We start from the raw sequence: 25,737 nt of genomic DNA, 5'->3' as shown, positions 1-25,737 counted from the left end.
GAAATTGCAAAAACAGGCTCAAAGTATCAGACGTGAGCGGTGATTGTTAGCTATGCTCCCCAGAGCAGGCAGGTGATTTTGTGGTGCAGCAACGCAAGACTTCCTCACTCCAGATATCAGGCAACACTGACAAGACTGTCAAATCCGGTTTGTGTGTTTGTGAATGGGACGGCGCGCACCGCGCCGTGGGCGCCCTCCGTGGCGCACTCTCCTGAGGGCTCCCGATGCAGCGCAGCTGGTTCTTGGTTGTGACGATCGTGCTGGCGACGATGGCCACGCTGTTCCCGGTGGGAATCGGCGTGTTCATGGCCCAGCTCGAAGCCAGCCGGCGCGAATCCGACCAGCTGAGCGTGTTTGCCGACGCCGCCGTGACGCGCGCCGAGACGGTCATGACCCAGGCACTCAACGCACTGCAGGACCTGGAATCGCTGCGCGAGGACCCCTGCTCTTCATCGCATCTGGTGGAGATGCGGCGCATTACCTATACCTATCGGCACATCCAGGATGCGGGCGCCTACCGGGGCGGCAAGCGGCTGTGCTCGGCCCTGCTGGGCGCCGTGCAAGCCGACCAGTTCATCCTGCCGCCGCCCGACTGGCGCACGCCAGACGGCCTGGATTACTGGTTCGACCAGCCCAACCCGTTTGCCGCGCCGCGCCGATCGATGCTGCTGGGCCGCAACGGCAGCTATGTCGGGCTCGACCCGCAGACCTTCGTCGACGTGGTGGACCGCGAATCGCGCATGCTGGCCGCCGTGCAGACCGATGCCGGGCGCATCTTCGCCGCGTCGCAGGGCGCCAACCTGGCGCGGCTGCAACGCGCCTACGCCGACCACGCCTACGGATCCGGCAGCGACGCGGCCAACGACGACGACGCGTCGATCGTTCTGCGCAAGTCGCGCACGATGCCGCTGGCGGTGGTGGTGCTGGCGCCGCGGGCCGCGCTGCTGGCCAACTGGAAGGCGCTGCTGGTGGGCGGGCTGGTCGTGGGGCTGGCCGCCGGGGTGCCGTTGGGCATCCTGGTCTGGCGCCGCGCCACCCGTCGCTTCAGCCTGGAAGGCGAGTTGCGCGGGGCGGTGCGGCGGCACGAGATGGCCGTGCACTACCAGCCCATCGTCTCGCTGTCGGACAACCAGTGCGTGGGCGTCGAAGCCCTGGTGCGCTGGCGCCGTCACGGCCGGCTGGTACGCCCCAACCTGTTCATCCCGATGGCGGAAAATGCCGGCCTGATCCAGCAGATCACCGACCAGGTGCTCGATATCGTGCTGGCCGAACTGGGCACGCTGCTGCGCCGGCATCCATCGTTCTACGTATCGATCAACGTGGGCACGGAAGACCTGAAGAGCCGCCGCTTTCTGGGCGTGCTGACCGCACGCCTGCGCGGCACCGGCATCTCGCCCGACCAGATCCGCATCGAGGCCACCGAGCGCGGCTTCCTGGAGCCGGACGTGGCGCGCGACACGATTCAGGCATTCCGCGACGCGGGCCACCCGGTCTATATCGACGACTTCGGCACGGGCTACTCCAGCCTGTCGTACCTGCAGAGCTTCAAGGTGGACGCGTTGAAGATCGACAAGTCCTTTGTCGACACGATCGGGCAGGAGGCGGCGTCGAGCACCGTGGCGCCGCACATCATCGCCATGGCCCAGTCGCTGGGGCTGCAGGTGGTGGCCGAAGGCATCGAAGACCGCGCCCAGGCCGATTTTCTGCGCGCGCAGGGCGTGGACTACGGCCAGGGCTGGCTGTTCGGCCGGCCGGTGCCGGCCGTGGAACTGGCGCAGGTGCTGGCGCGAGGTGCGGCCCCGGCGGCCGCTTGAGCCGACTAGCCGCTAGAATCGGCGGACAACACCAACACTCACCGAGACAACCACCATGTCCCTGCCCACCCTCTTCCTGACCGCCGCCGGCGTCGGCCTGGCCGTTGCCGCGCCGGTCGGCCCCATGGGGATGCTCTGCATACGCCGCACGCTGACCGACGGCCCGCGCGCCGGCCTGTCGATCGGCTTCGGCATCGCCTGTGGCGATGCCGTGTATGGCCTGGTGGCCGCACTGGGGCTGGTGGGGGTGTCGCAGTTCATGCTGGCCTACGACAAGCCGCTGCATATTGCCGCCGGGCTGTTCCTGCTCTACCTGGGGCTGCGTACGTTCTTCCAGAAGCCGACCGAGCAGGTCGCCACGCTGCGCGGCAATGGCTCGGGCCTGCGCGCGTTCGCCAGCGCCTTTCTGCTGACGCTGACCAACCCGCAGACCATCATCATGTTCGCCGCGCTGTTCGCCACGCTGGCGCCGCGCGGGCCGTTCTCGACGACGATTGCCATGACCACGGTGCTGGGCGTGTTTTGCGGATCGATCGCCTGGTGGTGCGTGCTGGTGGCGATGGTCACGGGCGCGCGCCACGCACTGGGCACGCGCCTGCGCCAGTGGATCGACCGGGTGGCCGGACTGGCGCTGGCGGCGTTCGGGGTGTCGGAGATCCGCCGCGCGATGTAACCGCGCGGCGGCGGCCGGGAAACTGGCCAGCCTCGGGCCTGATCCGGCTATTCGGCCTTCGCGCCCGAATCCTTGGCCACCTTGGTCCACTTGGTGGTTTCGGTCCTGATGAAGCCGGCCAGCTGCTGCGGCGTCATGTCGCCGGCGGTCACGCCCTGTTCGTCGAATCGCTTCTGCACGTCCGGCTGCTTCAGCACCTTGGCCAGCTCGGCGCTCACGCGCTGGCGCACCGCCTCGGGCGTGCCATGCGGCGCCATCAACGCATACCAGGTGGTCACCTCGTATCCAGGCACGCCGCTTTCGGCCACGGTCGGCACGCCGGGGTAGGCGGCCGAACGCTTGGCTGACGTCACGGCCAGCGCCTTGACCTTGCCGCTCTTGATATGCGGATTGGCCGACGGGCTGGTCTCGATCGCCATCTGGATCTGGCCCGCGATCAGGTCGGTCATCATCGGCGCGCCACCCTTGTACGGCACATGGGAGATATCGGTGCCCGTAGACGCGCGGAACAGCTCGCCCGACAGGTGCTCGGTGCTGCCGATACCGGCCGATCCATAGTTGACCTTGCCCGGATTGGCCTTGATGTAGGCCACCAGTTCCTGAACTGACTTGGCCGGAATCGACGGGTTGACGATCACCACGTTCGGCGTCAGCGCCACCATGCCGATCGGTTCCAGGTCCTTCTGGAAGTCGTACGGCAGCGTCTTGTAGATGCCGGGGGCCATCGTATGGGCCACGGTGGCCAGCAGGAACGTGTAGCCGTCCGGGTTGGCGCGCGCCACCAGCGCCCCGCCGATGGTGCCGCCAGCGCCGGGCCGGTTATCGACCACGACGGGCTGGCCCAGCGCCTCGCCCAGCCGCTGGCCCACGGCACGCCCGATGATGTCGGTGGTGCCGCCCGACGCAAAGGGCACGACCAGCGTGATCGGCTTGGACGGCCAGGCATCGGCGGCGAATGCAGCGGTGGTGAAAGGGGCCGGGATGGCGGCAGCCAGGGCCATGGTGCCGAGCGCCTTCAGCGCGATGCGGCGCGGCGTGCGTGGGGTCATGCGAGTCTCCTGCGGGAATCGTTGGAATCGTTCGAGTTCCCCGACTCTACGGACCGCGCGCCATGTGCGCCAGCCCCCACGCAGCAGACGGTGTTCAGGATTTGTGAAGGGTGGCGCCCGGCCAGCGTCCGGCCGTCACCAGTTCGCGCGCCACCTGCTCCAGCACGCTTCGCGCGGCAAGGCCGGCGGGCGACAGTTCATCGTCCGACAGGCTCACCAGCATGTTGGGGCGGCTCACCCCGGCATCGGCGATCTCGATCAGCGTCAGCGGATCGCCCAGATGGCGGGCCACGGCCGCGCCGGGCTGGATGGTGGCACCAATGCCGGCGCGCACGGCATCCATCAGCATCGCCAGGCCATCGATCTCCGCCACCACATTCAGCGGACGCTGGTTGCGCGCCGACGCCGCGTTGAGCACCGCGCGCAGCCCGTGGGCGCCGCTTGGCAGGATCAGCGGCAGGTCGCCGATGGCATTCAGCTGCACGGTCCCGGCGGCCGGCAGGCCGGGCTGGTCGGGCCGCGCGATCACGAACAGGCGTTCTTCCAGCAACGGCATGCTGCTCCAGCGTTGCCCCGGCTCCAACTGGAACAGCACGGCCAGGTCGAGCTGGCGCGCGCCGATCATCGTGGCCAGGCCGCCCGACAGGCTTTCGACCAGATGCAGGCGGATATCGGGATACCTGTCACGCATGGCCAGCATGAACGTCGGTCCCAGCACGGCAAGCGTGCTCGGCGCCATGCCCACGCTGACATGGCCCGACAGCCGCGCCGTACGCGCCGCAAGCGCGGCATCGTCGGCATGCCGCAGCGCCAGTTGCGCCTGGCGCCAGAACGCCAGCCCCGCATCGGTGGGCACCACGCCACTGGACGTGCGCTGCAGCAGCCGCGTGGACAGTTCGCTTTCCAGACGGCTGATCTGCTGGCTCAACGCGGACGTGACCACGCCGAGCCGCTGGGCCGCCTGCCCCATGCTGCCAAGCTCCACCACGTGCACGAAGTAGCGCAGTTGCCGCAGTTCCATTTCCTCTCCCGGTCGCGATCCGCGTGAATTTCGAGCCCCTATTGTGCCTCCGGCGCGACGGCATGCGCCAGTTGTGACGGGGACGGCATACGACATCTGTCAGGCGGCCGAAGGCTTCACAGTGTCCGCGATGACGCGCCGTCTTCGTCATGACGCATGACTCCTGCACGATGGCAGGCGGTCCGGCGACTTTCGTGCCACACACTGCATCGCGAATCGCGAAGGGGCCGGGATATCCGCCGGTTGACCCGTGGTCCTTGATGGATGACGATGTGGTGGTCGGCCCGAGCGATGCCCGTGCTGCCTGCCCGTGAAGCCGGCATCACCCCCGCCGGGTCAACTGTCCAATCGACTGGCGCATCCAGCGCTGGCAGCACCGTCCGCGCTGCCAAACCGTCTTTGTCACCGGTTTCCAACCTGGAGTCTTCAGCATGCAAAGCCAACCTACGAACCCCTGGGCCGCCTGGCCGTTCCAGCCGTTCGCTTTTCCGCCTGCCTTCCAGCCGTTTGCGACGTTCGACAACAAGCTGCTGGAAAACTGGCAAAAGATGATGGGCCTGAACGCCGACTTCTCGCGGTCGATCGTGGAGGAAACCCAGTTCGACTGGGCCTCCTGCTTCGTGCCGCAAGACCCCGAGGAACTCTACGCGCGGCAGTGGACCAGCCAGATGCCGCTGATGTCGATCCCACTGCACTATGCCAACGCCATGCTGGAACTTGGCGCGGCCACCCAGCGTGCCTGGGTGGACGCCTGGGGCCACTGGCTCGGCATGCCGGTGCTGCTGCCGGCCATGCCGGTGATGCCTGACATCTCGGCGGTGGCCACCGCCAAAGGCGACGTGGTCGATGTGCCTGCCGTGCATGTGCGCGAGTCGACGCGCGAGCGCAAGGGCCACTCCCACTGACGAACACCGTGCCGGCGCCGGCATGGCCCGCCGTCGGCACGTTCGAGCGGCAAGGTCTATCCTTGCAATGACAGCAAATTGAGACTTGCGTCATGCCGCCTGCCCGATGGCTTGATGGGCGCACTCGGGCGGGCCCTTGAATCGCGCCCCAATCTGGCGAGGCTCCCATGAGCAAGACACTTCTTTCCAGCCTGATCGTCGCTGCGGCAGCCGTGGCCATGGCGCCGCTTGCGCACGCGCAGAACAAGTTCGACCCCTATTCGCAGGGCGCCAAGGCCAGCAAGGCCGACCCGTACACCGACGGCGCCAAGGGCAAGCCCGACCCCTACACCGATGGCGCCAAGGCCGGCAAGTTCGACCCCTATACCGAAGGCGCGAACAAGTCGACCCGCAGCGACCTGGCCCCGTCGGCCAAGGCCGATCCGTACACGGACGGCGCCAAGTCGGACAAGTACAACCCCTATACGGATGGCGCCCGCGTAGGCAAGCCCGACCCGTACACCGACGGCGCAAAGACCGGCAAGCCAGACCCCTATACCGACGGGGCGAAGTCCAAGTAAGGCCGGTCGGGCCGGTCCAACCCATTCGCCCGGTGCGGCCGCAAGGCCGTGCCGGGCGTTCTGCTTTCCGGCCGACAACAAAAAACCCCGCACGCGCTTGCACGCGTGCGGGGTTGATCGACCATCAGGCCGTTTCTCTGCCAGGCGACTGGCGCTGCAACTGCTGCCGTCGCCGTGGCGGAGAAACGCGGCGCGTCAGACCGTCACCGTATCGGCTACTTCCTTGAAGTCTTCGATCTGGTCGAAGTTCATGTACTTGTAGATCTTGTCGCCGTTGGCGTTCAGCACGCCCATGTCGGCCATGTACTCTTCCTTGTTCGGGATACGGCCAAGGCGCGAGCAGATGGCGGCCAGTTCGGCGGAGCCCAGGTACACGTTGGTATTCTTGCCCAGACGGTTCGGGAAGTTACGCGTCGAGGTCGACATCACCGTGGCGCCTTCGCGCACCTGTGCCTGGTTACCCATGCACAGCGAGCAGCCGGGCATTTCGGTACGCGCACCGGCCGTGCCGAACACGCCGTAGTGCCCTTCCTCGGTCAGCTGCTTCTGGTCCATCTTGGTCGGCGGGGCGACCCACAGCTTCACGGGGATGTCGCGCTTGCCTTCCAGCAGCTTCGACGCGGCGCGGAAGTGACCGATGTTGGTCATGCACGAACCGATGAACACTTCGTCGATCTTGGCGCCAGCCACGTCCGACAGCGTCTTCACGTCATCCGGATCGTTCGGGCAGGCCACGATCGGCTCGTGCACGTCGGCCAGGTCGATCTCGATCACGGCAGCGTACTCGGCGTCGGCGTCCGGAGCCAGCAGCTTCGGATCGGCCAGCCATGCTTCCATGGCCTTGATACGGCGCTGCAGGCTGCGCGGGTCCTGGTAGCCTTCGGCGATCATCCACTTCAGCAGCGTGATGTTGCTGTTGATGTATTCGATGATCGGTTCCTTGTTCAGGTGCACCGAGCAACCTGCGGCCGAACGTTCAGCCGAGGCGTCCGACAGTTCGAAGGCCTGTTCCACCTTCAGGTCGGGCAGACCTTCGATTTCGAGGATACGGCCCGAGAAGATGTTCTGCTTGCCTTGCTTGGCCACGGTCAGCAGACCCTGCTTGATCGCGTACAGCGGAATGGCGTTGACCAGGTCGCGCAGCGTCACGCCGGGCTGCATCTTGCCCTTGAAGCGGACCAGCACCGATTCCGGCATGTCCAGCGGCATCACGCCGGTGGCGGCGGCAAAGGCCACCAGGCCCGAACCGGCCGGGAAGCTGATGCCGATCGGGAAGCGGGTGTGCGAATCGCCGCCGGTGCCGACGGTGTCGGGCAGCAGCATGCGGTTCAGCCACGAGTGGATCACGCCGTCGCCCGGGCGCAGCGAGATACCGCCACGGGTGCTGATGAATTGCGGCAGCGTGTGGTGCGTCTTCACGTCGACCGGCTTCGGATACGCGGCGGTGTGGCAGAACGACTGCATCACCAGATCGGCCGAGAAGCCCAGGCAGGCCAGGTCCTTCAGCTCGTCGCGCGTCATCGGGCCGGTGGTGTCCTGCGAGCCCACCGAGGTCATCTTCGGTTCGCAGTACGTGCCCGGGCGGATGCCCTTGCCTTCCGGCAGGCCGCAGGCGCGGCCGACCATCTTCTGGGCCAGCGTGAAACCGCGGCCGGTGTCGACCGGGTTCTGCGGCAGGCGGAACAGCGTCGACGGGGCCAGGCCCAGCGCCTCGCGGGCCTTGGCGGTCAGGCCACGGCCGATGATCAGCGGAATGCGGCCGCCGGCGCGCACTTCGTCGAACAGCACGTCCGACTTGACCTTGAATTCGGCGATCACGGCGCCGTTCTTCAGGGCCTTGCCTTCGTACGGGCGCAGTTCCACGACGTCGCCCATTTCCATCTGCGACACATCGAGTTCGATCGGCAGTGCGCCGGCGTCTTCCATCGTGTTGTAGAAGATCGGGGCGATCTTGCTGCCCAGGCACACGCCGCCAAAACGCTTGTTCGGCACGAAGGGGATGTCTTCGCCCGTGAACCACAGCACCGAGTTGGTGGCCGACTTGCGGCTCGAACCCGTACCGACCACGTCACCGACGTAGGCCACCAGGTTGCCCTTGTCCTTCAGCGATTCGATGAAGGCCACCGGGCCGCGCTTGCCGTCTTCTTCCGGCTGGAACGCCGCGCCTTCGCGCTTGTTCTTCAGCATGGCCAGCGCGTGCATCGGGATGTCCGGGCGCGTGGTGGCGTCCGGGGCCGGCGACAGGTCGTCGGTGTTGGTCTCGCCCGGCACCTTGAAGACGGTGATCGTCAGCGATTGCGGCAGTTCCGGACGGCTCGTGAACCACTCGGCGTCGGCCCAGCTCTGCAGCACGGCCTTTGCGTTGGCGTTGCCCTTGTCGGCCTTTTCCTTCACGTCATGGAAGGCGTCAAACATCAGCAGCGTCTTCTTCAGCGCGTCGGCGGCCACGGCGCCCACTTCGGCGTCGTCCAGCAGTTCGATCAGCGGCGAGATGTTGTAGCCGCCCAGCATCGTGCCGAGCAGTTCGGTGGCGCGGGCGCGCGAGATCAGGGCGGTCTTTTCCGAACCCAGGGCCACGGCGGCCAGGTACGAAGCCTTGACCTTGGCAGCGTCGTCCACGCCGGCCGGCACGCGGTACGTAATCAGGTCCACCAGGGTCTGCTCTTCACCCGCCGGCGGGTTCTTGATCAGTTCGATCAGCTCGGCCGTCTGCTTGGCGGTCAGCGGCAGAGGAGGAATGCCAAGCGCAGCGCGTTCGGCGACATGGGCGCGATAGGTATCAAGCATGGGAACCTGCTGTTAATAGGGTTGTAACGGGTACTGCCTTGTCTCTTGTGGGCCGGCGGCGCAATACCGCCAGCGGCCGCGTGATTGTAATCCGAAGTCCGCCGGAGATCAAATGTCTTATATCTTATATAAGAGTTAAATTGGCCGAAACACGATACGACAAGGGTTCGCGGGTGCAGGACTGTTGCAAAGCTGCAGATTAGAACGGTTCCCGCTGCATGCAAGGCCGTTCAGCATCGCCGGAGTAAAAGCGGCTCATGCATTACATTTACGTCAGGATCCACAGGAATCCCGGCACGCACGTCTTAAGTTCCGCGCCCCGTTATCGTTAACCAGCGTAGCAGGCGCAAATGGCGCGCCAATGCGCCCCTGCGCCCGATGCCCGCTGGCTCAAACGGCCAAGCTAAGCGGGTTTCCCCCTTTTTATCGGCCCTTTGCTTACCTGCGATTCAGGAAGAATGGCAGGCATTCCGACACAGGCATCTCATGGCGAACACGCTTTCCCCCTCCCAGACTGGCGGCACTTCGAGCAAGCGCGGCCGACTGCTGCTGATTGGCGGCGGCGTGCTGGTAGTGGTGCTGGCTGCTGGCGGCTTTTTCCTGGGCAGCATCCTCAGCAGCAATCACCAGCCGGCAGCTCCGGCTGCCCCGGTGGTGCCGCCGCCGATCTTCGTGCCGCTGGATGCGTTCACCGTCAACCTTAAGAGCGAGGACGGCGACCGCTTCCTGCACACCGGCCTGTCGCTGAAGGTGGCGGATGCCGACACCCAGGGACGTCTGGCCCAGTATCAGCCGGAAGCACGCAGCCGCATCCTGCTGCTGCTCTCTGCACGCCAGCCGGCCGATCTGGCCACGGTGGAAGGCAAGCGCAAGCTGGCCCAGGACATTCAGGCGGCAATCAGCCAGCCGTTTGCCCCGGGTCTGCCGCCGCAGAAGATCCTGGATGTCTTGTTTACTTCGTTCGTGGTGCAGTAACACTGCTGTCCGCACCGCGAACCCTGAGCCAAACCGATAGATATGAAACTGCCCGCCGAACTTCTTTCCTGCCGTCGCGTGACGCGCGACGTCTGAAGCCGGGCATGGACAGTTTCATCCTCACAGCCGTTCACGGGGCAGGACACTAGATGGCCTACGACAAGTTCCTCTCGCAGGACGAGGTAGACGAACTACTGAAAGGCGTATCCGGCGAAGCCGATACGCCAGCGGCCAGCGCACCGGTCGTCGAAGAAGGCGGTGTGCGGCCGTACAACCTGGCCAACCAGGAACGTATCGTCCGCGGCCGCCTGCACACGCTCGAAATCATCAACGAGCGTTTTGCCCGGGCACTGCGCACCGCGCTGTTCAACTTCATCCGCCGCGGCGCCGACATCTCGGTGGGCACGGTCAGGATCGAAAAGTACGGCGACTTCGTGCGCAACCTGCCGGTGCCGACCAACCTGAACCTGGTTCACATGAAGCCGCTGCGGGGCACCGCACTGTTCGTGTACGACCCGAACCTGGTGTTCCTGGTGGTCGACAACCTGTTCGGCGGCGACGGACGCTTCCACACCCGCGTGGAAGGCCGCGACTTCACCCAGACCGAGCAGCGCATCATCCGCCGCATGCTCGACCTGACGCTGAACAGCTACAGCCAGGCGTGGCGCACCGTGCATCCGATCGAGTTCGACTATGTCCGCTCGGAGATGCACACCAAGTTCGCCAACGTGGCCGGCCCGAACGATGCCGTGGTCACCACCGCGTTCCACATCGAACTGGGCGCCGTGGGCGGGCAACTGCATATCTGTATCCCCTTCTCGATGATCGAGCCGCTGCGCGATCTGCTGATGAATCCGCTGCAGGACGAAGTCGAGGTGGACAAGCGCTGGCTGGGCCAGCTTTCCAACCAGCTGCGTGCCGCCGAAGTGGAACTGGTGGCCGAATTCGCGCACCTGCGCAGCACCGTGGCCGAGGTTCTGGCCATGCGTGAAGGCGACGTGCTGCCGATCGAACTGCCGGAAAAGATCTTCGGCAAGGTTGACGGCGTGCCCGTCATGCAGTGCGGTTTCGGCTCGATGAACGGCCAGTACGCACTGCGCGTGGAACGAATGATCAATTACCAAGACAGCGATCCCAACAAGGAAACCGATCATGACTGACGGCACTCAGGACAAGCCGGTCGATCCGATGGACGATTGGGCCAGCGCCCTGGCGGAGCAGACCAGCGTCGAACAGGCTGCGCCCGCTGCCGAAGCGGCCGCTACCACGGCGCCGGCAGCCCCGGCCATGCCGACCGCCACGCCCGCGGCTTCCACCGTATTCCCGCCCCTGGCACAAGATGCGCCGAGCGGCTTCCACAACGATATCGGGATGATTCTCGATATCCCGGTGCAGCTGACCGTGGAACTGGGCCGCACCAAGGTGCCCATCAAGAACCTGCTGCAACTGGCGCAGGGCTCGGTGGTGGAACTCGACGGCCTGGCCGGCGAACCGATGGACGTGCTCGTGAACGGCTACCTGATCGCCCAGGGCGAAGTGGTGGTGGTGAACGACAAGTTCGGCATTCGCCTGACGGACATCATCACGCCGTCCGAACGTATCCGGAAGCTCAACAAATGACAGCCGCCTCGCGCCGGTCAGCAGCTGCCGTGCGCATCGCCTCGGGCATGGTCCTCTCGGGCCTTGCCGTGACCAGCGCGCAGGCCGCTGATGCCGTGCCCGGCACTGTCCAGGCGGGCACCCCCGCCAGCAGTGCCGCCGCCAGCCACACGTTCGCCAGCAACGCGCCGGCGATCAGCAGCGGCGGCAGCCTGGCCCAGGCGGGTCTGGGCCTCTTCGCGGTCATTGCGCTGATCCTGGGCATGGCCTGGCTCGCCCGCCGCGTGGGCCTGGTGCGCCACGGTGCCGGCAACGCCTCGATCAAGGTCGTGAACAGCCTGACGCTCAGCACGCGCCAGAAGGTCGTGACCGTGGAAGTGGGCGATACGTGGCTCGTGCTCGGTGTCTCGCCCAACGAAATCCGCCCGCTCCATACGCTTCCGGCACAGCCGGACAGCGGCGCGCCCACCGGCATGCCGCCGACCCCGCCCATGCAGGGCGGCTTCGGCGAACGCCTGATGCGCGCCATGCAGGAAAACCTCAAGAAATGAACTCGCCGCGTGCCGCCGCTGTCCAGCGGCTACCCGTGAAGCCCTTCGTGCGCCCGTCGCGCGTGGCGGCCGCCCTGCTGGCCCTGCTGCCCCTGGCGCTGTGGCTCGCGCCCGACGCCGCGCTGGCGCAGTCGCTGCCGGGCGTCACCAGCCGCGCCGCCGCCGGTGGCGGCCAGGTCTGGTCGCTGTCGATCCAGACGCTGGTCCTGCTCACGTCGCTGTCGTTCCTGCCGGCGGCCATGCTGATGATGACGGGCTTCACGCGCATCATCATCGTGCTGGGCCTGCTGCGCAACGCGCTGGGCACGGCGTCGTCGCCGCCCAACCAGGTGCTGGTGGGCCTGTCGCTGTTCCTGACGTTCTTCGTGATGTCGCCGGTGCTCGACAAGGTCTACGCCGACGCCTACAAGCCGCTGTCCGAAAACCGCATCAGCCTGGAAACCGCCGCGCAGCGCGCCGCGGTGCCGGTACGTGCCTTCATGCTGCGCCAGACGCGCGAGAAAGACCTGGCGCTGTTCGCCCAGATGGCCAAGACACCTGAAATGCAGGGCCCGGACGACGTGCCGTTCTCGGTGCTGGTGCCCGCCTTCGTCACCAGCGAGCTGAAGACCGCGTTCCAGATTGGCTTCACGATCTTCATTCCGTTCCTGATCATCGACCTGGTCGTGGCCAGCGTGCTGATGGCGATGGGCATGATGATGGTGCCACCCGCCACCATTTCGCTGCCGTTCAAGCTGATGCTGTTCGTGCTGGTCGATGGCTGGCAACTGCTGCTGGGGTCCCTGGCGCAGAGCTTCATGAATTGATGGGAGCTTGAGATGACACCCGAGATGGTCATGACGATCGCCACGCAGGCGATGAAGATGACACTGATGCTGTCCGCCCCGCTGCTGCTGGTGGCGCTGGCGGCCGGTCTGGTGGTGAGCCTGTTCCAGGCCGCCACGCAGATCAATGAAATGACGCTGACGTTCATTCCGAAGCTGGTCGCGTTGTTCGTGACGATGGTGCTGGTCGGCCCGTGGATGATCAACACGTTCGTCGACTACATGCGCGAAGTGTTCCAGGGCATCCCCGCCCTGGCGCACTGATCCTCCGCCGCTTCCCCGCAGGACCCAGGCACCGTGTTCGAGGTCACCACCGACCAGATGTACGGGTGGATCGCCGCCTTCCTCTGGCCGATGTTCCGGCTGATGGCACTGATCTCGACCGCGCCCCTGTTCAGCGAATCCACCATTCCGCGCCGCGCGAAGATCCTGCTGGCGGCCGCGCTGGCCACGATCGTGTCGCCCACGATCGGGCACATCCCCAGCGCACCGATCTATTCGTACGAGGGTCTGCTGGTCGTCATGAACGAAGTGGGCATTGGCGTGGCCATGGGCTTCTCGATGCGGCTGATCTTTGCCGCCGTGCAGATGGCCGGCGAAATCATCGGCCTGCAGATGGGCCTGTCGTTCGCGGCCTTCTACGACCGGTCGTCGGGCGGGCAGACGATGGTGCTGTCGCGCTTTCTCAATATCGTGGCCACGCTGATGTTCCTGTCGCTGGACGGGCACCTGATGATGCTGGCCGCCCTGGTGGACAGCTTCCAGGGCGTGCCGATTGCCGCCGTGCCGCTGTCCGGGCACGGATGGGGCGTGGTGGCCCGTGCCGGCTCGATGGTCTTTTCCTCCAGCATGCTGCTGGCGCTGCCGATGATTGCCGCGCTGCTGACGCTGAACCTGGCCATGGGTATCCTGAACCGGGCGTCGCCGCAGCTGTCGATCTTCGCGGTCGGCTTCCCGGTGACCCTGCTCGGTGGCATGCTCGTGATGGCGCTGTGCATGCCGGAGATGGGCGTCTACATGCAGCACCTGGTCGACACCGGCCTGCAGACCGCGGCCCAGGTACTGGACCAGCTGGCGCCCTGATCCCCCGGCCGCCGCCATCCCTTCAGGGCAGCGCGCCCACCTGCCTGAGCACTGCGCGGGCAATCTCCTGCCGCTTCGCACCCACTTCGGGGCGCGGCATGTCCAGGTTCATCGCGAATACATAGGTATCGCTCCCGCGCGTGACCCAGCCCACCCACCAGCCCACATCGACCTTGCCCGATGTAGCCCAGCCCGTCTTGGCGCGTAGCGTATAGGCGGGCGTGCTTTCGATGGTCAGGATGTCGTCAAGCGCCGCGAAGCTCTGCTCCGAGATCAGCGGCACCTTGTGCGCGGCGGCGTTGCCGAGGAAATCGATCTGCTGGTACGTGGTGATCTGCAGACGGCCATTGAGCCAGAAGCGGTCCACCGGGCCATCGACAGCGGCATTGCCGAAATGCGCGGCGCGCAGGTACTTGCGGTACTGCGCTGTCCCCACGCGGCGCGCCAGCGCCTGGTAGGCCGGCACGCAGGAGTTCTTCAGCGCCGCGCGCAGCGCCACATCGCCATTGCAGACCTCCGGCAGGATCGGCTTGCCATGGTGCAGCCACACCTTGCCGTCCCATGGCAGCTTGTCGTTGTCGACATCGGCCACGGCGCCGGTCTCGAGCCCGATCAACGAATTGAAGATCTTGAAGGTCGACGCCGGCGAGTAGGCGGTGGCCGCGCGCTTCGGGTTGTAGGTCAGCATGCGCTGCTGGCGCACGTCGTAGACCACCATGGTGCCGTCCACGCCGGCGGCGTCGAACAGCGGTTTGGCATCGATCGGGACTTCGGCGGCCTGCACGGCCATGGCCGTGCAGGCCAGCCACAGCGGCATCAGGAAAAATCGGGCAAGTCTGTTTCGCATATCAACACGCTATGAGTTTTGTGGTTATCGGGGTTGTCGTCATGCAGACGGTCGGCAATCCAGGCCCGGATCGTGGTGCGGAGCATAGGCGCAGTCCTGTACGTCGCCAACCTTCTCGTCTGTAACACGCGTAACATGGCGGCCATGCACGCCCCCGCATCCTCCCGCTCCATCGTCGCCATCGACCTCCGATCCTTACCGGGTGGGCCAACACGCTGCGCGCTACCAGTCGGTCTGGTTGCTCGCGCGGATCTGGCTGGCCGCCTCGCGCGATCGCGAAGACCTGGGCGCGGCCACCGTGCGCGCCCGTTTTGCCGATGCCGCCAACGTGCGCATGATCGTCTCGCGCGCGTTCGGCGACTTCGCCCGGTGGGGTGTGCCAGTGGGCTGGGGCCACGACAAGGCGATCGGCATTTCCGCGTTGCGTGCCGACGGCCGCAGCCGTGGCCGTTCTGGATGTCGGCCGCCACGGCGGGACGGCTGCGCTTCACGGCGCACGGCAAGCCGCTGGGCACCGCAGGCGTGGCGCGCTGGCTGGGGCAGTCGCCGGCAGGCGATGCCACGCCGGCCGCCGAAGCCGCCGGCGAGGGGCTGCAATACGTGATGCGCGACATGGCGTTCTGGCGCCATCTGACCCAGGCGATGCGCGGCGCGCAGGATGGCTTCGCGGGCGTGCTCGACCACGGCGTTGCCGAGTCGTTCCGGGCCGCGCAGCGCACCGCGGCCGACGACTTCCAGCAGGCGCTGTCGCTGCTCAAGGAAAGCCTGGCCTGGCGCCGCAGCGATCGCCTGGACAAGAGCCGCGCGGCATTGCGCCGCTTCGAGCGGATCGTGGTGGCCGGCGGCGTCAACGCGGCGCTGCCCACGTTCGCGGCCATGGCGCACGTGGTGCGCGCCTGGGAACACTACGCGCAGGGAGAACTCGATGCGGCGCAGCGCGAACTGGGGCGCCTGTCAGGCGATGCGGAGCTGCGTCCCGTCGTCCGCTATAACCCGCGCATCCGGTTCGAGACGCTGAACCTGGAAGCCCTCATCCACAAGAGCATCGCGCTGCGGCCGGATTCGCCGAACGGACCATCGAGGCCGGATCGGGCCGGGCCAGCGACCGCACAGACCAGCGCGTCGCTGCGCCAGGACGCCGCACGTCAGGCACTCGATGCCTTCGCGGGCGCATTGCAGGCCGCCTACGAGGCCGACTCGGTCGACGCGGTACAGCACGCGGCGGCCAATATCGGCTGGTCCCTATGGCTGTTCTGGCTCTATCGGCTGGTCGATGTTGCGCGGGAGATGGCGCCTGGCGATGTCCAGCGGCAGGCCATGCGCTGGCTGGGCCTGTCGGAATGGATCTGCGACCGTTTCGGGGTGGGCGGCGGGTCCGCGTGGAACACGATCTTCCTGCTGCGCGTGGCGCGCGGCAGCGTCAGTGGCGGCGCGCCGGCGTCGCTCGCCGGGTTCCGCGCCCTGCAGCCTCTGACCGTTGCGGCGGCTATCGACGCCCTGCGACCGTTTCACGCGCCGTTCGCGCCGGCCAAGGGCTTTGTGCGCTGGTCGTCCGTGGCGGCGTTCGCGCTGGAAGAGCACGACACCGGCCACGTCTGCTACAACGCGCTGCAGTTGGCGAACCTCCTGCTGGAATCGGCCTGGTACCTGACCCACGAGCAGGGCGCGTCGGCACAGGCGTACGACGCCATGGAGCGGTTGGCGACGCAACTCGGCGTACTGCGCGCCGCCGAACGCGGCTTCTTCCACTCGGAAATCCGTGCCTTCCCGCCCGAACTGCGCGCGGCTGCTGCAGAGGCAGCGGCGCGCGCCAGGCGTTCCCGCTGAACTTCCGGGGGGATCGCGGGCGTCATATTTCTTTCACACCGCGCAGGTACGGTGTCGCCCCACACAGGGGAGAAACCACAATGCGCTCACACAAGACCTTCGGCTTGATGGCCGGAGTGGCGGCGCTCGCCACCGTGGCGGCTTTGCACGGCTGCGGCAGCGACGACAACAACAGCAATAGCGGCACCAACAATCCGCCCGCCACCACACCCGCGCCGACTCCCGCGCCCGATGCGGCCACGGCCAGCGCCAACATTCAGGCTGCGTGGGTCGAGATCGGCGATGGGAACCAGGCCATTGCCCGCGTGGTAACCAGCTACACGGCCCCGGCCGGCGGCGCCGCGAATGCGCAGTGCCCGCTGCTGACCATCGATGGCATCGCGGCACGCATGACGCTGCGCGTGGGCCCGGCCACCGTGCCGCTACGTACCACGGCCAGCGCGGCAGCCGACTCGAAGCCGTCCGAATTTCCCGTTTCCGTTTGCGAAGCCACGTTGCCCGCCACGGCCACCAGCGCCGCCATCGGCACGCAGGCGCTGCCGCTCCCGAAGGCCACGCCGCAGCGTATCGTGGTGCTGGCGGACACCGGCTGCCGCCTGAAGAAGGCCGACAACGCCTGGCAGTCCTGTACCGACACCGAAGCCTGGCCGCTGGCGTCGCTGGCCGCGACGGCGGCGGGGTTCAATCCTGACCTCGTGCTGCACATCGGCGACTACCACTACCGCGAGAACGCATGCCCGCCCGACGTCGCCGGCTGCCAGGGCAGCCCGTGGGGCTATGGCTGGGACACGTGGCAGGCAGACCTCTTCAAGCCGGCGGCGCCGTTGCTGGCCAAGGCGCCCTGGGTCGTCGTGCGCGGCAACCACGAGGAATGCGCGCGTGCCGGCCAGGGCTGGGCCCGCTTCCTGGATACCCGCCCCTACGATGCAACGCGTTCCTGCGACGATCCGGCCAACGACGCCATCGCCAACTACGCGGACCCGTATGCGGTGTCGCTGGGCGGCGGCTCGCAGGTGATCGTGTTCGACTCGGCCAAGGCCGGCAAGACCGCACTGGCTACCAGCGATCCGCAGTTCATTGCCTACCAGAAACAGTTCCAGACCGTGGCGACACTGGCCGCGAAGACGGGCATGACCACCACGATCTTCACGAACCATCACCCGATCCTGGGCTTCGCCCCGGTGGCCGGCGCAAATCCGGCGCCGGGCAATCTGGCGCTGCAATCGGTGATGTCGAACCTGAACGCGCAGGCGTACTACCCGACGGGTATCCAGCTTGCACTGCATGGCCACGTGCATGACTTCCAGGCCATCAACTTCGCGTCGGCGCATCCGGCGACCATCGTCTCGGGCAACGGCGGCGACAACCTGGATGTCGCCCTGCCGGATCCGCTGCCCGCTGGCAGTGTCCCCGCACCCGGCACCACGATCGACCGCATTACCCATCACGCGAGCTTCGGCTTCCTGGTGATGGACCGTCATGCTTCGCCGGCCACGGGCTGGCAGTTCAAGGCCTACACCAAGGCCGGCAAGCTGCTGGCCACCTGCGACCAGACCGGCAGCACACTTGCCTGCGACAAGACCGGCTTCCTGACGCCCTGATGCGGTATCTGCTTCGCCGAAGTGTCATGCCTGCCGTCCAAGCCATGCTGCTGGCATGGGCGGTGGCATCGCCCGTGCTGGCCGCGGAAACGGTGCTGCTGCCGGGCGCGCCGCCCGCCACGGTGGTGGCGACGATCGGCAGCGGCACACCCAGGGTGGCCGCGAAGGTGGATGCCACCGCTGCCGTATTTCGTCCGGACCCCGCCCTGGTGACGCTGGGTCGGCGCGCGTTCTTCGATGGGCGCCTGTCGATGCCGCGCGGGCAGTCGTGCGCCAGTTGCCACGATCCCGCTCGCGCGTTCTCGGCCACGCTGCCGGCCAATACACCGGGCGTGACGCAAGGCAGCCGCCCCGGTCGTTTCAGCCTGCGCAATCCGCCTTCGCTGCTGTACGTACGCTACGTGCCGCGCCGCCATTTCTACCAGGACGACGATGCGCCCGCCGCCTCGCCGTTCGGCGGGCTGTTTGCCGATGGCCGCGCCGATACACTTGCCGAGCAGGTGCGCGGGCCACTGCTGGACCCCAATGAAATGAACAACGGCACGCCTGCCGGCCTGCTGCGCAATGTCAATGGCACCGAACTGGCGCCCGCCCTGGCCGCGCAGTTCGGACCCGAAGTGCGGCGCGACCCGGAGGCAATGCTGCGCGCGCTGGGCGCCGCGCTGCAGGCCTACATGCAGAGCGAAGAGATGGCGCCGTTCACGTCGCGCTTCGATGACTACCTGCGTCGCCGCGCGCCGCTCACCGTTCAGGAAACCCGCGGGCTGGCGCTGTTCAAGAACCCGGACAAGGGCAACTGCATGAGCTGCCACACGTTGTCCGATACGGCGAGCCGCCCCGAGCGTTCCTTGTTCACCGACTTCGGCTACGACGCGATTGCCGTGCCACGCAACCGCGCGCTGCCCGCCAACCGCGACCCGAAGCGTTTCGACAACGGCCTGTGCGACACCGCGCGGCGCCTGCGCTGGCCCGAGCCCACGCAGTGGTGCGGCTATCTGCGTACGCCCGGCCTGCGCAACGTGGCGGTGCGCCAGCGTTTCATGCATAACGGCGTATTCACCACGCTACGCGACGCCGTGGCGTTCTACAACACACGCTCGATCGATCCCGGCAATTGGTATCGCGACGGCAAGGTCTTCGACGACGTTCCTGCCGCCTACCGCGACAACATCAACGTGAATTCCCCGCCGATGAACCGCAAGCCGGGCATGCCGGCCGCACTCACCGACGGCGAGATCGATGACATCGTGGCATTCCTGCGTACCCTGACCGATGCCGCTTACGTCAACGCGATGCCGCCCGTCGACGCCAGGCGCTGACCTGCCGCCCGGGCGGCCTGGGCGCGCTGAACGCCGCTGCCCGGCAGCTTGAAGAAAGCCACGGCATCGGTGAGCATCTTGCCCTGCTCTTCGAGGGACTTCGACGCAACGGCCGCTTCATGCACCAGCGACGCGTTCTGCTGCGTCACCTGGTCGATCTGCACGATGGCCTGGTTCACCTGCTCGATGCCACGGTTCTGCTCGGCCGACGCCGCCGCGATTTCGCCGACGATATGGGTCACCCGCGCCACGGCCTCGGTGACTTCGACCATGGTCTGGCCTGCCTCGCTGGCCAGCGTCGAACCGGCCCGCACCTGCGCCACCGAGGCGTCGATGAGTTCCTTGATCTCCTTGGCGGCGTTCGACGACCGCTGCGCCAGACTGCGCACCTCGCTGGCCACCACCGCAAAGCCACGGCCCTGCTCGCCCGCGCGCGCAGCCTCCACCGCCGCGTTGAGCGCGAGGATGTTGGTCTGGAACGCGATGCTTTCGATAATCCCGGTGATGTCGGCGATCTTCGACGAACTGGCGCTGATGCCCTCCATCGTATCGACCACGAGCCCCACCCTGCCGCTGCCCTGCTGCGCCACTGCGGCGGCATTGCGCGCCAGTTCGCTGGCCTGCCGGGCGTTCTCGGTGTTGTGGCGTACCGTGGCGGTCAGCTCCTCGATGCTTGCCGCCGTTTCTTCCAGCGACGCCGCCTGCTGTTCGGTACGGCTGGACAGGTCCATGTTGCCGCTGGCGATCTCGCCGGTGGCAACCGCGATACTGCCGCTGCTTTCGCGCACGCGCACGACCGTTTCGGCCAGCCGGTCGTTCATGTCGCGCAGCGCGGCCAGCAGGCGGCCCGGCTCGTCCTGCGAATTCACCTCGATCCGCATGCCCACCTCGCCCCGGGCCACCGTGCGCGCCACCTCGACCGCGCGCTGGATCGGGCCGGTAATGGCCCGCGTCAGCAGCAGCCCGCCGAAGATGCCGAACGCCACGGCCGCGATCGCCACCACGATCAGGAACGCGCGTTGCCGCGCGTAGTCGTCGTCGAGGTTGCGGATCATCTCCTGCTGGCGCTCGTGCGTGAAGTCCGCATAGTCGCGCGTCGCCTTGACCAGCGCGGCCAGCAGCGGCCGGCATTCGGCATTCATCTTGGCGATAGCGGCGTCCTTCTTGCCATCCAGCGCCAGCCCCACGATGTCGGTCGCCACGGGGCCGTAGCGCGACTCGATGCGGTCGATCTCGGTCACCAGGTTGCGCGCGCCTTCGGCGACTCCTTCGGCCGTGATCATCTGCTTGAGCTTGCCCAGGCGCGCCACCACATCGCCGTGGGCCTTGAGTACCTCGGCCCTTTCCACGTCGAGATCGGCCTGCGTCGTCACCAGCACGAGGTTACGCGCGGCAATGGCCCGACGGTCCACGGCGGTGCGCACCTGCGCCGCCACTTCGGCCCGTGCATTGAGTCCGTTGATATAGGCAGCAAAGCCTTCGGTAGACCGGCTGAGCGCACGTAGCGACAACCCGGAGACCACCAGCACGACGAGCGCCAGCGTGCCAAACCCCGCGAGGAGCTTGGTCTTGATCGAAACATCTCTGAATTTCACGGTCCTTCTCCCTCTTTCCCGATTCAGCGGCCCAATGGCAGGCCAAAACACGATTGGAGCCACGGCGTGCGCCATGACCGGCATCGCTGAGAGAACCCGTTCTTTTGGTATTGGCGGGCGTCGTGGCGCACCGCTCTGTTTCATGTCTGCCTTGTCTGGCTAACGGGTAGACAAGGCATCGATTGACCCCTACGCGAGGAGGGGTTGAGGGGCAAATCGCATCGGTGTTTTCACTTACGCAACGGATTGCATGCGGCATCGCATCAATAAATTGCATTTCACATGCATCTTTCCTAGAATCGATTCCGCCACACCGCACGTTCTTGCACGCCTTCACGCCTTCACGCCACGCCTTCACGCTTCTCACCATGTCCGTCCTGCTGCAGATCTCCCCACCGTCGCGCGCGCCCGCCTATCGCGGCCTGCCCATCCTGGCGCTTGGTTTCCGCCCCTTCTACCTGTTGGCGGCGGCATTCGGCGCGATGGCCATGGCGGCCTGGGTGGCGATGTATCTGGGTTGGTGGATACCGGCCACGCAACCGTGGCTGGGCAGCATGGCGTGGCACGCCCACGAGATGGTGTTCGGCTTCTCGGCCGCCGTCGTGGTGGGATTCCTCTTTACGGCGGGCAAGAACTGGACTGGCCTGCAAACCCCGCAGGGTGCATGGCTTGGCGCGCTGGCGGGCATCTGGCTGCTCGCCCGCGTGCTGATGTGGACCGGGCCGGACTGGGCGGCCCTTGCGGCCGATGTGGCCTTCCTGCCGCTGTGCAGCCTGAGCTTCTACAGCATCCTGCGCCGGGCCGGGAGCCAGCGAAACTACGGGCTGGCTATCGCTCTGGGCATCATGGGGGCGCTCAACATCGGGTTTCACGCCGCCATACTGGCAGGCCGCATCGATTGGGCACTGCGTGCGGTCGAAGCGGCCACCGGTCTGGTGGCGATTTTCGTGACCGTGATCGGCGGACGCGTGATTCCGATGTTCACCGCCAATGCGATTGCCGGCGTGCGCATCCGACGGTGGCAGACGGTGGAACGCGGCGTGATCGCGCTGACCCTGCTGGCCACGGTCGCCGCCGCACTGCAGGCGCCCGCGGCGCTGACAGGCGTGCTGGCACTGGGGGCGGCGGTTGCCCATGGCGTCCGGCTATATGGATGGGATTCGCATCGCGCACTGCGCAAGCCCATTGTCAGCATCCTGCACGTCGCCTACGCGTTCCTGCCAATCGGCTTCGTCCTGATCGCCGCAGCCGCTGCCGGCTGGCTCGACCGCTCCACGGCACTGCATGCACTGACTGTCGGCGTGATCGGCTGCGCCATCATCGCGATGGTCACCCGTACCGCCCTCGGCCATACCGGCCGCCGGCTCGAAACTGGGCGCATGGAGCACCTGGCCTACCTGTCCATGGCACTGGCCGCCGTGTTCCGGGTGGCTGGCCCGCTTGCGCTGCCACAACTGAAGGCACCTGCTGTCGCACTCGCTGGCGCACTGTGGGTGCTGTCACTGATCCTGTATCTCATCAAGTACACCCCCTTCCTGGTTCGCCCGCGCCTGGATGGCAAGGAGGGCTGACCCGATGTCCCTCCGCCGCAACCCCGCGTTGCGGTTTCGGCGCGCTGTGATACGATGACTTACAACCGTCAGCGGTGCGATGCCAGACGGCGGTTGCCTTATCGACCCACCATCCACAACAGAACAAACGGGAGACATCATGCGTAAATTCACCGCGGCGCTGGGCGCCGCCATCTTGCTGGGCATCGCCGCCACGCCGGTTCTGGCGCAGTCGGCCGACCAGGCCGTCACCTCTGCTGCAGAGAAGCTGCGCGTGGCCATGGTCGACCCCGACCAGGCAACGCTGTCGGGGCTGGTGGCCGATTCGCTGAGCTATGGCCACTCGGGCGGCCGTATCGACACCAAAAGCAGCTTTATCGGCGACCTGCTGGACAAGAAGTCGGACTTCGTCAGCATCAACATTACCGACCAGACCGTGCATGTGTCGGGCGACGTCGCGGTGATTCGCCATACGCTGTCCGGCGAGACGCTCGACAACGGCAAGCAGGGTACCGTGCTGCTCAAGGTGCTGCAGGTATGGCAGAAGCAGGGCGGTCACTGGAAGCTGATTGCCCGCCAGGCGGTGAAGGCGACTGCCTGAGCCGGACGCTACCTGTCTGGAAGTCCGAACATTGATAGGATGTCTGACATCCTCTGCTAGTATCCGGATGATGGCAAAGGGGCGCACCCGCAAGGAGTAGCGCCCTTTTTCATTGCGGGTCGGCGTGCAAATGCGCAGAACGCCGCAGCATCCGTGCGTTGGAGGACTTCCTGTACCATGTGGGCTCGCATCCTAATGCATCGCTCCATGGCTACGCCGGGCGGTGCGCTCGCCGCGCCTTTCGGGACCATCGGATCATCACCCGCGTGACTGAACACTCGACCCCATCCAGCCTTGCCTCCGAATCGCCCCCTTCGCGTGACGTGCTGGCTGCACTGCGCGCCGCCACTTCGGCGCAGCACGCCCGGCTGGATCAGGCCATGCCACTCTCCCGGGCCAATCCCACGCTCGAAGATTACCGGGATCATCTGCTGATCCTGCGCGCGTCGCTGGCGCCGCTGGAGCACTGGCTGGCGCGCTTCGACGATGGCCCGCAAGATGCCGCCCGCCTGGCGCCGGTGGTCCGCATGCCAATTCTCGAACACGATCTGGCCCACCCCGCCACGCCGCCGGGCGGCCTTGTCGTTGACGATATCGATGTGGCCACCCTGCAACACGACGCCGCCTACCGCTGGGGCCTCTGCTACGTCATCGAAGGTTCACAGCTTGGCGGTGCTGTGCTGTACCGGCAGTTGTCCGGCCACTTCGCGCCGCATCCGCTGGCATACCTTGGCGCGGGCAAGACGCCTGGCCCGCGCTGGCAGCAGTTCCTGCACGCGCTGCGGGCCAGCGTGCGCGAGCCGGCCGACATCGCGCTGGCTTGCGCCGGGGCGCGGCGGGCGTTTAACGATCTGTTGGCCCGCGTTCCCGCGCACGCCGAGTCCGGCGCGCAGTAGACGCGCGAGACGCTCATGCCTGACGCCCTCGAACAACGGCCACCCCTCCAACGTGCGTTTGATACGGGGGCGCTGTTCGACGCCCTGCCCGAGTCCTATCTGGTGCTCAATGCGGCGTTCGAAGTCGTGGCCGTCAATGCCCGCTATCTGGCCATGGCTGGCCGCACGCGCAACGATGTCATGGGCAAATCGGTGTTCGACATCAATCCTTCGCTATCCGAACCCCAGATGGCGGCACGCCGGGACTGGCTTGCCAGCACACTCGACAACCTGCTGGAAGGCGAGTCGCGCCTGTCGCCGCTGATCCGCTACGACGGCCACCCTGCCGGCACCGGCAATACCGAACGATACTGGCAGGCCAAGGCGACGCGGCTGGACAGCGTATCCGATGCGGCATTCGTGCTGCAGGTCATGGACGTGACCGATCAGATCGTCAAGACCGAACAGACCCGCCGCGAGCACGCCAAGCTGCGGTCGCAGGCGCGACTGCGCCAGGTACTGGTGGAAGAAGCCAATGCGGCACTGCAAACCCACCGCAAGCAACTCGAAGAACTGCTCTCGTTTGCCAAGGTCGGCGCGTGGGAACTCGACGTCGCCACCGGGTTCATGGCCTGCACCGACCAGTGCAAGGCCAACATGGGGCTGCAACCGGACGACACCATCAACGAGGTGCGGGTCTTTGGCGAACTGATGCACGTCGACGACCGCGAGATGGTACGTACCGCCATGGCAGCGGCCATCGCCAGCCACGCACATTTCGAGGTGGAGTACCGCGTACTCTGGCAGGACGGCACCATGCGTTGGCTGATGTCGCGCGGCGCCGCACGCTATCTCGAAGACGGCTCGGCCCAGTCACTGATCGGCTTCACGATCGACATCACGGCGCGCAAGGCGTCGGAACTGCACTACCAGGCAGTGGCCCAGGAAGAACAGCGCGCCCGCGAAGTGAGCGAGCGCGGTGCCCGCGCCATGGACCATTTCGTGGCGGCGGTCAGCCACGAGCTGCGCTCGCCGCTGCACGCCATCCTGTGGTGGACCACGCTGCTGGAGCGCGGCACCGACCCTGCCCATGTGCGGCGCGCCGGGGAAGTCATCGAACGCAATACCCGCCAGCTGGCCCGCATGGTGGACGATCTGCTCGACAGCGGTGCCATCGCCACCGGCAAGCTGTCGGTGGATCTGCGCCTGCTGGACATGTCGGCCCTGGCGGCCACCGTGGCCGAGGATCTGCGTCTCGATGCGGAGTCGCGGGACGTGACGCTGGTCGTGGCGCCAGCGCTGCCCTGCCTGGTGATGGCCGATGAGCACCGGATCAAGCAGGTGGTGCTGAACCTGCTGACCAATGCGCTGAAGTTCGCGGAGCGTGGCACCGTGGAACTGGCCGTCGCGTCGGACGGCGCGGACGTCGTGCTGTCCGTGCGCGATTCCGGCGTGGGTATCGCGCCCGAAGCACTGGAGCGCATCTTCGAGCGGTTCGAACAGGCACATCGCGAACACGCCAATCGCGCGCCTGGCCTGGGCCTGGGGCTGTGGATGGTGAAGAATCTGGTGCTGATGCACAACGGCAGCGTAAGCGCGCACAGCGACGGACTGGGCAAGGGCTCGATGTTCCGCGTGCAACTGCCGCTGGCGCAACTGGCTGGCGGCACGCGCTAGCGGC

The 25,737-nt window shown here is 66.6% G+C and carries 23 protein-coding genes; 18 read left to right on the top strand and 5 right to left on the bottom strand.

Annotated features, from left to right (window positions below):
- The first annotated feature begins 248 nt into the window (after window positions 1-248).
- Window positions 249-1,814 (top strand): EAL domain-containing protein, encoded by a 1,566-nt coding sequence (locus BLQ58_RS15080; RefSeq protein ID WP_254775968.1) that lies wholly within the window; start codon window positions 249-251, stop codon window positions 1,812-1,814.
- Window positions 1,815-1,869: 55 nt separating this feature from the next.
- Window positions 1,870-2,487: a LysE family translocator gene (locus BLQ58_RS15075; RefSeq protein ID WP_092599341.1), complete on the top strand. Its 618-nt coding sequence runs from the start codon at window positions 1,870-1,872 to the stop codon at window positions 2,485-2,487.
- Window positions 2,488-2,534: 47 nt separating this feature from the next.
- Here the strand turns inward: BLQ58_RS15075 and BLQ58_RS15070 are convergent, their stop codons facing one another.
- A complete protein-coding gene (locus BLQ58_RS15070) occupies window positions 2,535-3,488 on the bottom strand; it encodes a tripartite tricarboxylate transporter substrate binding protein (protein ID WP_254775967.1) in 954 nt (317 codons plus the stop codon).
- 142 nt (window positions 3,489-3,630) lie between these two features.
- Window positions 3,631-4,557, bottom strand: coding sequence for a LysR family transcriptional regulator (locus BLQ58_RS15065; protein WP_092599335.1), 927 nt, complete (start codon window positions 4,555-4,557; stop codon window positions 3,631-3,633).
- Between the two features lie 431 nt (window positions 4,558-4,988).
- Here BLQ58_RS15065 and BLQ58_RS15060 point away from each other — a divergent pair, with 431 nt between their 5' ends.
- Together BLQ58_RS15060 and BLQ58_RS15055 are read left to right on the top strand one after the other, a co-directional pair.
- Entirely contained in the window at window positions 4,989-5,462 is a 474-nt protein-coding gene (locus tag BLQ58_RS15060) for a polyhydroxyalkanoate granule-associated phasin (protein WP_092599332.1), read from the top strand.
- A gap of 167 nt (window positions 5,463-5,629) precedes the next feature.
- The gene (locus BLQ58_RS15055; RefSeq protein ID WP_092599329.1) at window positions 5,630-6,022 is read left to right on the top strand and encodes a hypothetical protein; all 393 of its coding nucleotides are present in this window, start codon (window positions 5,630-5,632) and stop codon (window positions 6,020-6,022) included.
- Between the two features lie 195 nt (window positions 6,023-6,217).
- Here the strand turns inward: BLQ58_RS15055 and BLQ58_RS15050 are convergent, their stop codons facing one another.
- Window positions 6,218-8,809: a bifunctional aconitate hydratase 2/2-methylisocitrate dehydratase gene (locus tag BLQ58_RS15050; protein ID WP_092599326.1), complete on the bottom strand. Its 2,592-nt coding sequence runs from the start codon at window positions 8,807-8,809 to the stop codon at window positions 6,218-6,220.
- Between the two features lie 486 nt (window positions 8,810-9,295).
- Between BLQ58_RS15050 and fliL the strand changes: the two genes are divergently transcribed.
- The 7 genes from fliL (at window position 9,296) to fliR (ending at window position 13,841) form a co-directional block, all read left to right on the top strand.
- Window positions 9,296-9,784 carry a flagellar basal body-associated protein FliL gene (gene fliL / locus BLQ58_RS15045; protein WP_066742072.1) on the top strand — a complete coding sequence of 163 codons (489 nt, stop codon included), beginning with the start codon at window positions 9,296-9,298 and terminating at the stop codon, window positions 9,782-9,784.
- Window positions 9,785-9,933: 149 nt separating this feature from the next.
- Complete coding sequence (gene fliM / locus BLQ58_RS15040) at window positions 9,934-10,944, top strand: flagellar motor switch protein FliM (RefSeq protein ID WP_092599323.1); 1,011 nt, start codon at window positions 9,934-9,936, stop codon at window positions 10,942-10,944.
- Complete coding sequence (gene fliN, locus BLQ58_RS15035) at window positions 10,937-11,404, top strand: flagellar motor switch protein FliN (protein ID WP_066742077.1); 468 nt, start codon at window positions 10,937-10,939, stop codon at window positions 11,402-11,404. The genes fliM and fliN overlap by 8 nt, the downstream gene beginning before the upstream one ends.
- Window positions 11,401-11,934 carry a flagellar biosynthetic protein FliO gene (fliO, locus tag BLQ58_RS15030; protein WP_092599320.1) on the top strand — a complete coding sequence of 178 codons (534 nt, stop codon included), beginning with the start codon at window positions 11,401-11,403 and terminating at the stop codon, window positions 11,932-11,934. Before fliN ends, fliO begins: the two co-directional genes overlap by 4 nt.
- Window positions 11,931-12,740, top strand: coding sequence for a flagellar type III secretion system pore protein FliP (fliP, locus tag BLQ58_RS15025; RefSeq protein ID WP_254775959.1), 810 nt, complete (start codon window positions 11,931-11,933; stop codon window positions 12,738-12,740). Before fliO ends, fliP begins: the two co-directional genes overlap by 4 nt.
- Before the next feature lie 12 nt (window positions 12,741-12,752).
- Window positions 12,753-13,022, top strand: a complete 270-nt coding sequence (fliQ, locus tag BLQ58_RS15020) for a flagellar biosynthesis protein FliQ (RefSeq protein ID WP_061958832.1) — start codon at window positions 12,753-12,755, stop codon at window positions 13,020-13,022.
- A 33-nt stretch (window positions 13,023-13,055) separates the two neighbouring features.
- Window positions 13,056-13,841, top strand: a complete 786-nt coding sequence (fliR, locus tag BLQ58_RS15015) for a flagellar biosynthetic protein FliR (RefSeq protein WP_092599317.1) — start codon at window positions 13,056-13,058, stop codon at window positions 13,839-13,841.
- Window positions 13,842-13,863: 22 nt separating this feature from the next.
- Here the strand turns inward: fliR and BLQ58_RS15010 are convergent, their stop codons facing one another.
- Window positions 13,864-14,688 carry an OXA-1206 family carbapenem-hydrolyzing class D beta-lactamase gene (locus BLQ58_RS15010; RefSeq protein ID WP_092599314.1) on the bottom strand — a complete coding sequence of 275 codons (825 nt, stop codon included), beginning with the start codon at window positions 14,686-14,688 and terminating at the stop codon, window positions 13,864-13,866.
- 456 nt (window positions 14,689-15,144) lie between these two features.
- On the opposite strand from BLQ58_RS15010, the gene BLQ58_RS15005 reads away from it, so the two are divergent.
- The 3 genes from BLQ58_RS15005 (at window position 15,145) to BLQ58_RS14995 (ending at window position 19,435) form a co-directional block, all read left to right on the top strand.
- Window positions 15,145-16,515, top strand: coding sequence for a hypothetical protein (locus BLQ58_RS15005; RefSeq protein ID WP_254775958.1), 1,371 nt, complete (start codon window positions 15,145-15,147; stop codon window positions 16,513-16,515).
- A gap of 80 nt (window positions 16,516-16,595) precedes the next feature.
- Window positions 16,596-18,116, top strand: coding sequence for a metallophosphoesterase family protein (locus BLQ58_RS15000; protein WP_092599311.1), 1,521 nt, complete (start codon window positions 16,596-16,598; stop codon window positions 18,114-18,116).
- Window positions 18,117-18,142: 26 nt separating this feature from the next.
- On the top strand, window positions 18,143-19,435 hold the full coding sequence (locus BLQ58_RS14995; protein ID WP_092599308.1) for a cytochrome-c peroxidase: 1,293 nt from the start codon (window positions 18,143-18,145) through the stop codon (window positions 19,433-19,435).
- Here BLQ58_RS14995 and BLQ58_RS14990 read toward each other — a convergent pair.
- On the bottom strand, window positions 19,396-21,030 hold the full coding sequence (locus tag BLQ58_RS14990) for a methyl-accepting chemotaxis protein (RefSeq protein WP_092599305.1): 1,635 nt from the start codon (window positions 21,028-21,030) through the stop codon (window positions 19,396-19,398). The genes BLQ58_RS14995 and BLQ58_RS14990 overlap by 40 nt on opposite strands.
- A 368-nt stretch (window positions 21,031-21,398) precedes the next feature.
- On the opposite strand from BLQ58_RS14990, the gene BLQ58_RS14985 reads away from it, so the two are divergent.
- The 4 genes from BLQ58_RS14985 (at window position 21,399) to BLQ58_RS14970 (ending at window position 25,733) form a co-directional block, all read left to right on the top strand.
- Entirely contained in the window at window positions 21,399-22,601 is a 1,203-nt protein-coding gene (locus BLQ58_RS14985) for an NnrS family protein (protein ID WP_092599302.1), read from the top strand.
- Window positions 22,602-22,740: 139 nt separating this feature from the next.
- Window positions 22,741-23,181, top strand: coding sequence for a nuclear transport factor 2 family protein (locus BLQ58_RS14980; RefSeq protein ID WP_092599299.1), 441 nt, complete (start codon window positions 22,741-22,743; stop codon window positions 23,179-23,181).
- 266 nt (window positions 23,182-23,447) lie between these two features.
- A complete protein-coding gene (locus BLQ58_RS14975) occupies window positions 23,448-24,077 on the top strand; it encodes a biliverdin-producing heme oxygenase (protein ID WP_092599527.1) in 630 nt (209 codons plus the stop codon).
- A gap of 15 nt (window positions 24,078-24,092) precedes the next feature.
- Window positions 24,093-25,733, top strand: a complete 1,641-nt coding sequence (locus tag BLQ58_RS14970) for a sensor histidine kinase (protein ID WP_092599296.1) — start codon at window positions 24,093-24,095, stop codon at window positions 25,731-25,733.
- Window positions 25,734-25,737: the final 4 nt, after the last annotated feature.

This window comes from Ralstonia sp. 25mfcol4.1, from assembly GCF_900104095.1.
Classification (GTDB): domain Bacteria; phylum Pseudomonadota; class Gammaproteobacteria; order Burkholderiales; family Burkholderiaceae; genus Cupriavidus.
The sequence above is the reverse complement of the archived record's forward strand: the minus strand, read 5'-3'. Positions and strand labels throughout refer to the sequence as shown.

Bases quoted from the DNA above. Each gene is read 5' to 3' on its own strand.
- BLQ58_RS15075 (WP_092599341.1), top strand. From the start codon at position 1,870: ATGTCCCTGCCCACCCTCTTCCTGACCGCCGCCGGCGTCGGCCTGGCC.
- BLQ58_RS15070 (WP_254775967.1), bottom strand. From the start codon at position 3,488: ATGGCCCTGGCTGCCGCCATCCCGGCCCCTTTCACCACCGCTGCATTC.
- BLQ58_RS15065 (WP_092599335.1), bottom strand. From the start codon at position 4,557: ATGGAACTGCGGCAACTGCGCTACTTCGTGCACGTGGTGGAGCTTGGC.
- BLQ58_RS15060 (WP_092599332.1), top strand. From the start codon at position 4,989: ATGCAAAGCCAACCTACGAACCCCTGGGCCGCCTGGCCGTTCCAGCCG.
- BLQ58_RS15055 (WP_092599329.1), top strand. From the start codon at position 5,630: ATGAGCAAGACACTTCTTTCCAGCCTGATCGTCGCTGCGGCAGCCGTG.
- BLQ58_RS15050 (WP_092599326.1), bottom strand. From the start codon at position 8,809: ATGCTTGATACCTATCGCGCCCATGTCGCCGAACGCGCTGCGCTTGGC.
- fliL (WP_066742072.1), top strand. From the start codon at position 9,296: ATGGCGAACACGCTTTCCCCCTCCCAGACTGGCGGCACTTCGAGCAAG.
- fliM (WP_092599323.1), top strand. From the start codon at position 9,934: ATGGCCTACGACAAGTTCCTCTCGCAGGACGAGGTAGACGAACTACTG.
- fliN (WP_066742077.1), top strand. From the start codon at position 10,937: ATGACTGACGGCACTCAGGACAAGCCGGTCGATCCGATGGACGATTGG.
- fliO (WP_092599320.1), top strand. From the start codon at position 11,401: ATGACAGCCGCCTCGCGCCGGTCAGCAGCTGCCGTGCGCATCGCCTCG.
- fliP (WP_254775959.1), top strand. From the start codon at position 11,931: ATGAACTCGCCGCGTGCCGCCGCTGTCCAGCGGCTACCCGTGAAGCCC.
- fliQ (WP_061958832.1), top strand. From the start codon at position 12,753: ATGACACCCGAGATGGTCATGACGATCGCCACGCAGGCGATGAAGATG.
- BLQ58_RS15010 (WP_092599314.1), bottom strand. From the start codon at position 14,688: ATGCGAAACAGACTTGCCCGATTTTTCCTGATGCCGCTGTGGCTGGCC.
- BLQ58_RS15005 (WP_254775958.1), top strand. From the start codon at position 15,145: ATGTCGGCCGCCACGGCGGGACGGCTGCGCTTCACGGCGCACGGCAAG.
- BLQ58_RS15000 (WP_092599311.1), top strand. From the start codon at position 16,596: ATGCGCTCACACAAGACCTTCGGCTTGATGGCCGGAGTGGCGGCGCTC.
- BLQ58_RS14995 (WP_092599308.1), top strand. From the start codon at position 18,143: ATGCCTGCCGTCCAAGCCATGCTGCTGGCATGGGCGGTGGCATCGCCC.
- BLQ58_RS14985 (WP_092599302.1), top strand. From the start codon at position 21,399: ATGTCCGTCCTGCTGCAGATCTCCCCACCGTCGCGCGCGCCCGCCTAT.
- BLQ58_RS14980 (WP_092599299.1), top strand. From the start codon at position 22,741: ATGCGTAAATTCACCGCGGCGCTGGGCGCCGCCATCTTGCTGGGCATC.
- BLQ58_RS14970 (WP_092599296.1), top strand. From the start codon at position 24,093: ATGCCTGACGCCCTCGAACAACGGCCACCCCTCCAACGTGCGTTTGAT.